The sequence below is a fragment of the Bifidobacterium sp. WCA-178-WT-4B genome, assembly GCF_009696495.1.
GTDB lineage: Bacteria > Actinomycetota > Actinomycetes > Actinomycetales > Bifidobacteriaceae > Bifidobacterium > Bifidobacterium infantis.
On sequence record NZ_VULV01000007.1, the window covers coordinates 53,679 to 65,784 of the forward strand.

General features: G+C 59.3%; 8 protein-coding genes and 1 pseudogene. 1 reads left to right on the forward strand and 8 read right to left on the reverse strand.

Annotated features, from left to right (window positions below; all coding sequences use genetic code 11):
• Positions 1 to 155: 155 nt before the first annotated feature.
• Entirely contained in the window at positions 156 to 743 is a 588-nt protein-coding gene (locus FYJ31_RS06315) for a TetR/AcrR family transcriptional regulator (protein ID WP_154536297.1), read from the forward strand.
• A 330-nt stretch (positions 744 to 1,073) separates the two neighbouring features.
• On the opposite strand, the gene FYJ31_RS12450 is transcribed toward FYJ31_RS06315, so the two are convergent.
• The 8 genes and pseudogenes from FYJ31_RS12450 to nrdG form a co-directional block, all read right to left on the reverse strand.
• A complete protein-coding gene (locus FYJ31_RS12450) occupies positions 1,074 to 1,601 on the reverse strand; it encodes a PBECR4 domain-containing protein (RefSeq protein WP_234883543.1) in 528 nt (175 codons plus the stop codon).
• A gap of 343 nt (positions 1,602 to 1,944) precedes the next feature.
• The gene (locus FYJ31_RS06330) at positions 1,945 to 3,150 is read right to left on the reverse strand and encodes a glycoside hydrolase family 5 protein (protein ID WP_154536298.1); all 1,206 of its coding nucleotides are present in this window, start codon (positions 3,148 to 3,150) and stop codon (positions 1,945 to 1,947) included.
• Positions 3,151 to 3,160: 10 nt separating this feature from the next.
• Positions 3,161 to 3,562, reverse strand: a complete 402-nt coding sequence (locus tag FYJ31_RS06335) for a nucleotidyltransferase substrate binding protein (RefSeq protein WP_007052491.1) — start codon at positions 3,560 to 3,562, stop codon at positions 3,161 to 3,163.
• Entirely contained in the window at positions 3,549 to 3,836 is a 288-nt protein-coding gene (locus FYJ31_RS06340) for a nucleotidyltransferase family protein (protein WP_007052490.1), read from the reverse strand. Before FYJ31_RS06340 ends, FYJ31_RS06335 begins: the two co-directional genes overlap by 14 nt.
• A 112-nt stretch (positions 3,837 to 3,948) precedes the next feature.
• Positions 3,949 to 4,362, reverse strand: a pseudogene (locus tag FYJ31_RS06345) (glycoside hydrolase family 3 C-terminal domain-containing protein); the annotation flags it as partial.
• Between the two features lie 138 nt (positions 4,363 to 4,500).
• A complete protein-coding gene (locus FYJ31_RS06355; RefSeq protein WP_154536299.1) occupies positions 4,501 to 5,778 on the reverse strand; it encodes a glutamate-cysteine ligase family protein in 1,278 nt (425 codons plus the stop codon).
• A 162-nt stretch (positions 5,779 to 5,940) separates the two neighbouring features.
• Positions 5,941 to 11,055 carry an acyl-CoA dehydratase activase-related protein gene (locus FYJ31_RS06360; RefSeq protein WP_154536300.1) on the reverse strand — a complete coding sequence of 1,705 codons (5,115 nt, stop codon included), beginning with the start codon at positions 11,053 to 11,055 and terminating at the stop codon, positions 5,941 to 5,943.
• A gap of 228 nt (positions 11,056 to 11,283) precedes the next feature.
• Entirely contained in the window at positions 11,284 to 12,012 is a 729-nt protein-coding gene (gene nrdG / locus FYJ31_RS06365; RefSeq protein WP_154536301.1) for an anaerobic ribonucleoside-triphosphate reductase activating protein, read from the reverse strand.
• Between the last annotated feature and the right edge of the window lie 94 nt (positions 12,013 to 12,106).

Consider the following 12,106-nt stretch of genomic DNA (forward strand, 5'->3'; position numbering starts at 1 on the left):
CGGCCGGACTGTCTGGCTGTTGTTCGAGGTTCCTCCACGAATCTCGACTGCCGTTTTCTCTCGACCAACCGGCTGGTAGGTAGATTATCAAAATCTGTGTCACAACACACCGAAATCATTTGGAATCACTACTAACCGACCGTAAGGTTGCCTGTATGAACATCCCCTCCCCCACCGATACCGATCGCCGCACCGCGATTCTCGACGCCGCCGTCGAATCGTTTGGCAAACTCGGCTATTACGGCACGTCTCTGCAACGTATCGCCACCGAAGTGGGGCTCACCAAGGCCGGCGTGCTGCATTACGTGGGCAGCAAGGAGGGACTGCTCAAGCTGGCGCTGACCAAGGAATACGACCGGATCACCGAATCGATCAATGCCGCAATGGTCGCCCAGGAGCGCCCGCTTATCGCGGATATGTGGCGTCAGGTGGTGGCGGTGAACAACAAGAGGCCCGCACTGGTGCACATGTTCTCCACACTGAGCGCCGAGGCACTTGACTCGACCCACCCCGCGCACGATTATTTCGCCGACCGCGAGCGCCGCACGGTCACCATGGCGCTCAACATCAACTGGGCCGTGCCGGAAGATGTGAATATCGAGCACCTGCTGCAGTCCGGCTTCGCCATGATGGACGGCATTCAGCTGCGTTGGCTGCGCGCCCCCGGCCAAGATCTCAATACCATGTGGGCCGATTGCGAGGATGTTCTGATGCCTTTGCCCCTTTGGGAGGGATATCGCTAATTGGTGCGGCTGCGATGTCAGAGGACGCTCCGGATCAGCGATGATGGTTTGCCGCGATCAAGTAAATGCGGCTGTAACCACGACTGCCGCTGTCCCGAGCGGTGCCAATCTGCCAAACGCTGGCAGTTTGGCATCACTCAGCACCAGTAATTGCGCCAAGCTGCCAGTCCTTGGCAGACTAGCACCGTACAGACGCCATTCAGTGGCGTCAACCTGCCAAGAACCGGCAGTTTGGCGACGCTGGAATCCCGCCAGCGTCGCCATCTTGCCAGGGCTTGGCAACTTAGCGTCGCCAAACACCGGTTCGGCACAGCGCAGCGTCGCAATTATTCAGAGCTTCAACGTTTCGACTGCGGCCACGGTATGTGCGATAGTACCTGTTTTTCGCACTTCATCGAAGGATTTCTTTATCAATGATTGCGGATAATACCGTTCATCACGCATACGACCAAGACCGATGCACCAGACCTCATTGCCTGCATACAACACGATTCTGCTATTGCCTGACACTACGACATGTGTCACCTTTGACATATCCATGGCATCAGTCAGGACATCTGCCTTCTTCTTCAACCATTGCACATCACCATGAGGACTCACTCGCTTAGGTGAGATTCTGCGTCCCTTAAGCAAATCCTCATAGAGCTTTCTAGGAGGAAGACGGCGTCGCTTGGAATCATCCAGATAATAATCCAAGCCACATAAATGAGCAAAATTTCCCTCATCCCAAACTATGACAAGAGCCAAACCATCTTCGCAGTGAATTCTTGTTGCCCGACCTTCAAGTCGTTCATGGTACAGGAGAGCCGCAGCATGAGCTTGCGCCAATGCATACTCTTTCATCTTTGTTATATTCACGGCTCCCCCTTTGCCGAAAAATAGGGGGGGACATCTGAGCCAGATGTCCCCCCTGAGATGAAAAGCCATGTTTTACAGTCTTCTGCATGACTATCATCCACTTCCAGCGAAGTGGAATCAGTAGCGACTTCGGTTGGCCTAACCGTATCACCCAGTCACTGGGCTAGGCACCCTGCTCTCGCGGTATTCGTCTGCGCAGACGAATCAGGTGCCAGCGGCAGCTGACCTCTCATCTCGAACCCGCAACCCACCCCGCCGCAAAGGATAGGCCGGGTCACGAAGCTCACTCTCTACCTTACACAATTGTTTCGAATCATGCCATCAGAGAGCGATTTCGTTCTCATTACGCCATCCAACCGGCGTGCCAAACGTGAGTGAGATCCCAGGGGTCGAGGCGTGACGTGTCGGATTGCGGGTCGATGGTAGGCAAGAAATCACGATTACCACGTAATTGGTAGCTCCAATAGATTTGCCCGGCGGACACGTTCCATGCCTTGCGTTGCATGGCGGCGACCTCGCGGTAAATAGAGCCTCTGATAGATGCACTGTGCATGGCGTTTTCCTTGGAGCGGCCACCATCGCCTGTACGCTTATCGACCACCCGATTTACCAGACCATTAGCCACGCACCACTCCCCTACAATCACCGGCGTATAGCGCGCGGCCCGGCGGATGCGGCGTTCGTTCCAGCGCACGAACAAGCGATACCAGCCCATCAGCCACCGATCCGGGATCAGACGGAACAGCGGGAATTGCTCGGCCATGACCAGATAGACATGCGTATCGAGCATGACGCCCCACATGCTCTCGCGCACGAACCAGTCCCGCCAACGGCCCAGTTGGAAGCCGTCATGGAACACGATGATTTGATTCCCTGCCAGAATCGGGCGCAACCGGTGGTATGTCTCGCGGTAGAAACGCTTGAGGAACGCCATCGGAATAGGCCCGCTTCCTCGCGCTTCGGACCGGTCTTTCGCCTGCCTGCTCGATGGTGACATGGCATACGTCAACCAATCGATCGGCTCATTCAGCACCTCGATACCGAACAGCGCCGCGCGATCGCGATACCGGCGAGCCAGACAGGCCAGCACATTCAACGCATAGGCGACCGCTCGCGGGCTACGATGCCAGCGCACCACGCCGGTGAGGCCGCCGTTATCGAATCCATTCTGCGAGCCGGGCACCGTGTGCAGGTCGATAAGAATCTTGAGACCGGTACGCTCGGCCCAGTCGAACGCCCTGTCCAAATACTCGATGCAGCCCGGATGACCGGACACATCCCCGAAGATAAAATACGGCACAGGAATACGCACCAGATTGCAGCCATGTGCGGCAATGTTCCGGAAATCGGCCTCGGTAATATACGTGTCGCGATGCCGCGTCAGCAAAGCCTCCAGCTCAGCCGACTTCGTAGCCCGATGCAGCCAGATCTCGTCCGCCTCGCCGCTGGCGGCAAAAATCCCCGGCTTCATCCACCGCTCCAGCACCAGCCAATTGCCGAGGTTCATCCCATTAATTCGTTCGCCAACACCCAGCGCGCCCGATGCCATACCTGTCACGCTAATCGTTCAATGCTTCACCGTAGCGAGCGACCAACCCCTGATTTGCACGCTCAAACTCGGGGATGTAATCAGCGATGATGGCGTCCACAAGACGCCGAGCTCGTTCTTCATCATAGATATGAGCAGAATCATTGCGATCGCGCAGCATGCGCAGCCACAACGATTCGTCCATGAAATCATAGTATTGAAAAGCGGTTTTGAGCACATCTCGCGGAGAGCCGGAAGCGGAAACAGGGTCTCCCTCATAAGCCAGCAGCGCCTTGAACAGTTTCCAACCAAGCTCGAACTGCAACCCGAACTTGTCAATAATGCCGCTCTGGATGAAATCATTGCCGAGATCCTGTTCGGGAGCCTTGCGCAGCGAATTCAATGCGGAAACGTAATTCTCATACTTTTTCATACAGCACCTTTCCGCTACGCTCAATCTCCGCCCTCAGCGATGAAGAAATCGGCTCATCCAGATTGATGACATCAACTTTAAGCAGTGACCACAGATTGTCCTGAAGGTTCTGCTCCAAGCGATTGAAATCGGGACAACCGGCCACGGCAAGATCGATATCGCTTTTAGGCCGGTTCACGCCCTTTGCGCGAGAACCGAACAGCACGACCTTGCGAGCGCCGGCATCAGCGGCAAACGCGCGAATCTGGTCGTACACGTGCTCGATAGGAACCATGACGCCTCCCGCCGTATGCAGAAAATCCCGGACCACCCGCGCTTCCATCATACGGCCGCGGCCCACTCACCGCACGGAGCCCGAACCACCCGAACGCGGCGACGCAGTTGCGGGAGGCGGGCAGCACCTGCGGCTTGGAGCTGATGAGCACGGTGACCATCGACTTGCCGGTTTCTTCAGACACAGCGGCGAACGCGTCGAGCAGGGCGTTCTGGCCGCCGAGCAGTTCGAGCGTGGCGGTGGAGCAGGTTTCGCCGACCAGCTGGACCACGTCGCCGACCACGGCCACGATCAGATCGGACTGGGGAGCGTTGGCCACGGCTTCGTCGATCATTGCTTGATCAACGGCGGCGGAAACGCCGATTTTCGGGCGGGGCTGGCCGTCCGGATAGAACTCGCCGGTAGGGTCAGGCACGAGGTCGATGACGTTCGCGCCGCGCGAGTAGACCACTTCGCAATCGTCGGCGGTGAGCTGGGTCAGGCCGTCGAGCACGGTGGTAATCATGTCTCGAGGCTGTCCGTCTATCCGCATTCTCCCCACTCCCATGCGCAACCACATCCAATATCCTTGGCCGGATATGCAAAACGGCGCCAAAACAAAACATTCTGTCATGCCTTCGACACCGATATCGCGCAATAGATTTTTCTGTATATGCTTCTTCGCTTACTCCTGGAACACGTCGGGGTGCTTCAGATCGCCGGGAATGTCGGACAAAAGGCCTTCGAGCCCCAGGAATTCCTTCCAGAAATCGAGCGGCTGGCCGTATGGCGAAGCCTCGCGACCGTGGGCCTGGATGTTGGCCTTGGCTTCGAACACCTCTTCCTCGCTGATGCCCTCGAAGTAGCTTTCCAGACGTTCACGGTGCTCAGGCACGTAGAACAGAGAGGACACAATCTCCGTCAGACGTTCGGCACGCTCGATAGGCAAGGAATCCCAGTGGCGAAGCTCGATGAAGTTCTTCAGACGTACGTCATTGAAGTGCGTGGAGATGATGTGGTTGATCTCGTACGGGTTGAGTTCGCGGTCCGGGTACACCTCCCCCGCGTTCTCACGGAAGGCCGGGCGATGCAGTTCCTTGGGGCTTGCTCCAGAAGCCACAGCTTCAGGGGTATGGGTCAGGTCAGCGAACATAAGCGGCGTGGACAACACGTCGATGGCGTAATCCTCCCAACCATAGCGAGCATCGAACAGACCGGGCAGCACATTGGTGCGCTGGAAGTCCAGATAATCCCACATACGCTGGCGCACCAGCGGCCATGGGTTCGTCTCGCCCTCGAAATACGGGGCGTTACGGAAGAAGTAGGCCAGAATCGGGCCGATAACCGTGCCCAGACGCAACTTTTCGATGGAGTCGCGCTCATCCACATAATCAATGCTGACCTGAGTGGAGGCGGAGCAACGCATCATGCAGGGGCCAAACTGACCCACGCGGCCGAGGTAGTCGGTCATTGCATCGTAGCGATCCTTGGGGTTGACCGGCACATCCGCAAAGCTGGACTTGGGCTGGTAACCATAGTTGACCAAGCGGAAGTCGAGATCGTCAAGAATCGGGTCGAGCTCGCGACGAAACTTGGAGTACAGCGTACTTAGGTCGCTCGGCTTCTTCAAAATGCCGATTGAGGTTTCCACCTGTCCGCCGGGCTCGAGAGAAACGGCGACGCCGGGACGGCCGAGACCCACCAGATGGCCGTTCTCCCAGTATTCCTTCTCCTCGTCGTAGTACGGAGCCAGGCGTTTGAGCAATGCCTCGATGCCATTCGGCTCGTAGTAGCTTACGGCAGTGTCGTCGCTGTTGTGCACGGGCAGGTGCTCGATCTCCACACCGAAGCCACCGGTGCCACGCTGGGAGCGACCGTTCTCAAAGAACTTGAGTAGGCTTTCGACGTGCTTGGGGTTCGGCTTGGCGAGCAGGTGCGCGTAACTGATTCGGGGAGTAACCATGCTTTGTATCGTATTCGAGCCGGCCGGCGCGCGTGCCCGAAAGCCCGCAATACGCTATACGAAAAACCGATAGCAGGCTCCGGCCCGGTTTCTCGCTCTAGAGACTCCCCTCAGTCGCTGCGCGACAGCTCCCCTCACAACGGGAGCTTAGTGTATGCGCGTTCAGTCCGCGGAGGTGAAGCCCTGCGGCTCGCCGGCCTCGGCGAACTTGGCGTTGTGGGCCTTCTTGGCAGCGGCGATCATCAGCTTGATACGGTTGAGCTGATTGGCCTCGGAGGCACCCGGATCGTAATCGATGGAGACGATGTTGGCTTCCGGATGCAGGCGGCGAATCTTGCCGAACATGCCACGGCCGGTCACATGGTTGGGCAGGCAGGCGAACGGCTGCGCGCAGATCACATTCGGGCAACCCTGTTCGATAAGCTCCAGAATCTCGGCCGTCAGCAGCCAGCCCTCACCGGCCTGCACGCCGATGGAAGTGACCTCGGCAGCCTTCTTGACCAGTTCGGGCATCGGCTCGTCCTGCTTGAACTTGCCGTGCGAGGTGACCAGTGCGGCCTTGATAGGAGCGTTGTACAGGTCAAGACCCTTGCGCATCAAGGCGTAGAGCGTCTTGTTGCCGCCCATGCCGAGGTTCTTCTCGTTCCAGTCGGTGATGTAGGGGCGGGTGGTCATGAATTCCATGATGCCGGGCACTACGGCCTCGCAATCCTGGGATTCGATGACGTCGACCACGTGGTTGTTCGCGTCCGGCTGGTACTTGACGAGGATCTCGCCGACCACGCCGACTCGCACCTTGCGCGGAATATCACGCAGCGGCAGATTGTCGAAGGACTTCACGATCTCCTTGGCCAGCACGTTATACGGCAGATAGCCCTTCTTGATGCTCGGCGTCTTGGCTGCGGTCTTGGAATAGCCGTGATGCTCGATGGTCTCACGCACGATGGCGTCCCACAGCTCGTACAGCTTGTTGGCCGAACCTTTCTCCACCTCATACGGGCGTACGCGGTAGAGGCACTTCATGAGCAAGTCGCCCAGAATCAGCGCCTTGATGGCACGGTGCAGCAGGGGCAGGGTGGCCTTGAAGCCGGGGTTGTCTTCGAGGCCCTGGGTAGAAATGGCGATGACCGGAATCTGCGGGTAGCCGGCATCGACCAAGGCCTTGCGGATCAGGCCGAAGTAGTTGGTCGCACGGCACATGCCGCCGGTCTGGGTGATGGCGAGCGCTACATGTTCGGGATCGTATTTGCCTTCCAGAATCGCGTCGATGAGCTGGCCGACGACCATGATGGCCGGGTAGCAGGCGTCATTGTTCACGTATTTGAGGCCGGTTTCCACATCGCCACGGCTCGCATGCTTCAGGATGTCGAACTTGTACCCACCGGAACGAATCACCGCTTCGACCAAGGACATATGAATCGGGCTCATCTGAGGGCCAACAATCGTATAGTTCTTCTTCATGTCCTTGACGAACTTCTCACGATGCGCGTATCGGGACATGGTGGCGTTGTTGTGGCCGGACTTCTTGGCATTCTTGGCGTTCGTCACGCCGGTGGTGCCGTCCGAAGTGCCGTTCTTGTTGGCGGCTGCGGCCTGCAGGTCGCGTTCGGCGGCACGCTTGGAGGCCTCGCGCATGGCCTTGGTGAGCTTCGGATTGGCGGCCATGGTGCTGTCGAGCAGAATCTGGCGGCCGGGGGTGGGAGCGGTGGGGCCGGTCTTGCGGAAGCCGGTGGGCTTGGGACCTTGCACGGCCTTCGCAGTGCTGGCCTGAGATGCCTTGGCGGCATCGTGTACGGCCTGCGCTTCGGCGTCGACCTTCTTCTGAGCGGCTTCGACGGCGGCCTGAGCCTCGGCAAGCGCGGCCTTGGCAGCTTCCAAATCGGACTCGGCCTTGACCTTGGCTTCCTCGGCGGCGCGTTCGGCGGCGGCCTGCTGGTCTTCCATGGCCTTGGCCGCGGCGGCTTCGCGGGCCTTGTTGGCTTCGCGTTCCTCGACGGCGGCCTTGAGCGAGCGCAGTCGAATCTTGGCGGCACCCAGGTTGGAGACCTCGTCAATCTTCAGCAGCGTGTACACGTCCGCCTTGTCTGCCAGGATTTCGGCCACCTGATCGGTGGTGATGGCGTCAAGGCCACAGCCGAAGGAATTGAGCTGCACAAGTTCGAGGCCCGGGTAGGAGGCCACGAAGTGTGCGGCCGCGTACAGACGGGAGTGGTAGGCCCACTGGTTGGTGACGCGCAACGGCATCTTGGTGACCGTGCGGTCGCCTACATGGCGGAATCTGGCGGCGTTCTTGGAACGCGGGTCGGCTTCGCCTTCCGAGCGGAATTCGGTGAGGTTGAGCTTCTCCCCCGGATGCAGTTCGCAGATGGAATCCTCGGAGAGTACCACCATGCCCAGCGAGCAGATGGTTTCGGGGATGCCGTGGTTGATTTCGGGGTCGATGTGGTAGGGACGGCCGGCGAGCACGATGCCTCGGCAGTTGTGCTCTTTCATATAGGCGAGCGCGGTCAAACCTTCCTGCTGCACGTCATGCTTGAAGACCTTGTCTTCGGCATAGGCGGCCTTGACCGCGGTTTCGGCCTCTTCGCGGGTCACGTTGGCCCACGCAAACTCTTCGACGATGCGGTCAACCATGAGCTCATGGTTGGCGAGGTTGAAGTACGGGTGCATGTAGCGCACGCCGTCTTCACGCAGCTCAGGCACGTTGGCGCCGACGACGAGCGGATAGTTGGCCACAACCGGGCAGTTGTAATGATTGTCCGTGTTGGGCACGAGGTTCTCCTCGTAGCTCACGCACGGGTAGAAGATGGTCTTGATGCCCTTGTTGATCAGCCACTTGATATGGCCGTGCACCAGCTTGGCCGGGTAGCAGATGTTTTCGGAGGCGATGGATTCGATGCCGGTCTCGAACAGCTCGTGGGAGCTGCGGCCGGAGATCATCACCTTGAAGCCCAGCGTGGTGAGCAGCGTGAACCAGAACGGGTAGTTCTCGTACATATTGAGGGCGCGCGGAATGCCGATCTCGCCACGAGTGGCCTTCTTGTCGGTCAAACGGCGGTAGGCGAAGCAACGCTTGTACTTGTAGTCGTACAGGTTCGGACGGTCGGAACGCTTCTTCTTGGCGTCGCCGCCGCGTTCGCAGCGGTTGCCGGTCACGAAGCGCGAGCCGTCGGAGAATGTGGTAATGGTGAGCTTGCAGTGGTTCTGGCACAGCTTGCACACGTCACGCTCGGCGGTCATGCTCATGTTGTCGAGCGCTTCGCCGGTCAGAATGGAGCTGGCGGTGTGAGTCACACCGTCCACGACAACGACATGGGCTTCGGGCTTGGCCGGCTCGGTCTTCTTGAAGGCTGCGGCCTTGGGCTCGGACTTGGGTGCGGGCTCGGCCTCGGACTGTTCCTCGGACCCATCGGCCTTAACCACCACGTCCAAGTGGTCGGCCTCATCCTGATAGTGCATGCGGGCGGTCAGGGCGGCGCCGAACGCGCCCATGAGGCCGGCGATGTTCGGGCGGGTGACCTGACGTTCGGTGAGCAGCTCGAAGGCGCGCAGCACGGCGTCGTTGAGGAACGTACCGCCCTGGACCACCACAGTGTCGCCGAGTTCGCCGGAATCACGCAACTTGATGACCTTGTACAGGGCGTTGCGCACCACGGAGTAGCATAGGCCGGCAGCGATGTCCTCGATGGAGGCGCCTTCCTTCTGCGCCTGCTTGACCGAGGAGTTCATGAACACGGTGCAGCGCGAACCGAGGTCCACCGGATGGGTGGAAGCCAGAGCCTTTTGCGTGAATTCCTGAATCGTCAGGCCCATGGACATGGCGAAGGTCTGCAGGAACGAGCCGCAGCCGGACGAGCAGGCTTCGTTGACGGCGATCGAGTCGATGACGCCGTCAGTGATGGCCAGATATTTCATATCCTGGCCGCCGATGTCGATGACGGCGGTGACGCCGGGGCTGACCATTTCGGCCCCACGATAGTGGGCCATGGTCTCCACCACGCCCTCGTCCAGGTGCAGGCCGGTGGTGATGAGGCCTTCGCCGTAACCGGTGGCGCAGGAGCGTGCGATCCATGCGCCTTCGGGCAGCTCGGATTGGATCTTCTTGACGATGTTGATGGCGGCGGTCAGCGGGCTGCCTTCGTTGTTGGCGTAGCTGGACCAGACGATTTCACGGTCGTCATTGACGAGCGTGGCCTTGATGGTGGTGGAACCGGCGTCGATGCCCAGGAAGTGCGGGCCATGCGCGCCTTCGAGGGTGCCGATGTGGATGTGTTCCTTGTGGTGGCGCTTGTTGAAGTCCTCGCGGTCGGCCTCGGTGGGGAACAGCGGCGGCATGGTGGGCGTGTTGGAGGGCAGGTTCTTCAGCTCGTCCAGACGCTTGAGGATCTCATCGCAGGTGTGGGCCTCGAAATGGTGGCCCTGATCGTCGGAATCCATGTCGGCCTGCAATGCCGAACCGTAGGCCACATACAGGTGGGCGTCGGTCGGCACGATGAACTCGTCGACCTTGCCTTCAAGGGCACGCTGGAAGGCGGCGCGCAGTTCGGACATGAAGAACAGCGGGCCACCGAGGAAGATGACGGTACCGTGGATCGGGCGGCCAGCAGCCAGGCCGGCAATGGTCTGCGTGGCCACTGCGGTGAAGATGGAGGCGGCGAGATCAGGCTTGGCCGCGCCGTCGTTGATCAGCGGCTGCAGATCGGTTTTGGCGAACACGCCGCAACGCGAGGCGATCGGATACAGGTTCTCGTAGCTCTTGGCCATCTCGTTGAGGCCTGCGGCGTCGGTGTCAAGCAGCGTGGACATCTGGTCGATGAACGCGCCGGTGCCGCCTGCGCACGAACCATTCATACGCTGTTCGGGCGTGGGCTTCAGGTAGGTGATCTTGGCGTCCTCGCCGCCGAGCTCGATGATGACGTCGGCCTGCGGGTATTCCTTGTCGATCGCCTCGGTTTCGGCGATGACCTCCTGGATGAAGGGCACATGCAGGTTATCGGCGAGCGCCAAGCCGCCGGAACCGGTGATGGACAGGCGAATCGGCTCGTCGCCTCGACCTAGTTCCACGAGCTCTTTATGAATGTCCACGAGCAGACCGGCAACGGTGGCACGCACATTGGCATGGTGACGTCGGTAATCGGAAAATAGGGTGTCTTTCAGGGAATCGGACTGATCAAGCACCACGGCCTTGACGGTGGTGGAGCCGATATCCAATCCCACACGCAGCGGCTTCAGTTGTGAGGCGGGCGTTGCGCTCGCGTCAGTGACGATGTCAACCATGTGTTCCTCTTAATTCCGACTTCCGGGAGTGCACGCCACGAGGCATCAGAAACCGTTTCGGGACGGCTGGCAGATACCCTGCGGACGGCTTCGACCGGCTACTTCTTCTGGAATATTAGTCCGACTACCTGTCCAACATGGCACGAGGCGAAGTGATTTCGCTCACGGGAAGGCCTTTCCCCCAACAGTTCCAACGATATTGCTGAGTGCGGCATTCCAGAACTGCTACTACGAGGCCTGTTGGCCTTCGCCGGCTTCGCGGTCTTTCAAATAGATTTCGGGGATATCTCGTTCTTGATCGTGGAGCTTGGCCCAGATGACCGGTTCGCCGGCTTCCAGAGACTTGGGCACATCGAGGATGCGCTGGTTTCTGGAGCCGCGGAATTGCAGCAGCGAGTCCTTCTGGTCTCTGAGGTAGCGGCCGTCGACGAGAATGTCGATGAGATGTAGCAATTCAAGCTTGTCTGGGGTTTCTCCGGGGCGCATGAGTTCTTCCCATGTGTAGCCGGTCCACGACCAGATATCTTTGGTATGACCGAATTCCTGGCGGATACGTTGTGCGAGCGGCACCAGCACGGGAGTGTTGAGGAACGGCTCGCCGCCAAGGAACGTAATGCCTTGCACCCATGAGGCTTTCAGATCTTCGATGATTTTGTCTTCAAGTTTTTGCGTGTATTCGTGGCCGGCTTGGAAATCCCAGATGGAGGCGTTGAAGCAGTCGACGCAGTGGAAGGGGCACCCGGAGACGTAAAGGGAGTTGCGCACGCCTTCTCCGTCGGTGACAATGAAGGTTTTGTAGTCGGCGATCATCCGCTTGGACATGCGCCGGCCATCCCATTGACCGGCTTTCGGATCGTTGGCAAGACCGTTGGAGGGTACGGAGGGGCCACGCCCGGTCTCGCCGGCCGCAAAGTCATGGCGCTTGGGTTCGGGCTTGGTCGTATGCAACTCCGGCATGATTCCCTCCTTGCGGAAAGCATTAGCTCCCCTCTTTGAGGGGGAGCTGTCGTCGTAGGCGACTGAGGGGAGCTTCGGAATAGCTCCTCGGACT

What these genes read in the sequence shown, in the direction of transcription:
- FYJ31_RS06340 (WP_007052490.1), bottom strand. Translation starts at nt 3,836, where the DNA reads ATGGTTCCTATCGAGCACGTGTACGACCAGATTCGCGCGTTTGCCGCT.
- FYJ31_RS06315 (WP_154536297.1), top strand. Translation starts at nt 156, where the DNA reads ATGAACATCCCCTCCCCCACCGATACCGATCGCCGCACCGCGATTCTC.
- FYJ31_RS06330 (WP_154536298.1), bottom strand. Translation starts at nt 3,150, where the DNA reads ATGGCATCGGGCGCGCTGGGTGTTGGCGAACGAATTAATGGGATGAAC.
- nrdG (WP_154536301.1), bottom strand. Translation starts at nt 12,012, where the DNA reads ATGCCGGAGTTGCATACGACCAAGCCCGAACCCAAGCGCCATGACTTT.
- FYJ31_RS06355 (WP_154536299.1), bottom strand. Translation starts at nt 5,778, where the DNA reads ATGGTTACTCCCCGAATCAGTTACGCGCACCTGCTCGCCAAGCCGAAC.
- FYJ31_RS06360 (WP_154536300.1), bottom strand. Translation starts at nt 11,055, where the DNA reads ATGGTTGACATCGTCACTGACGCGAGCGCAACGCCCGCCTCACAACTG.
- FYJ31_RS06335 (WP_007052491.1), bottom strand. Translation starts at nt 3,562, where the DNA reads ATGAAAAAGTATGAGAATTACGTTTCCGCATTGAATTCGCTGCGCAAG.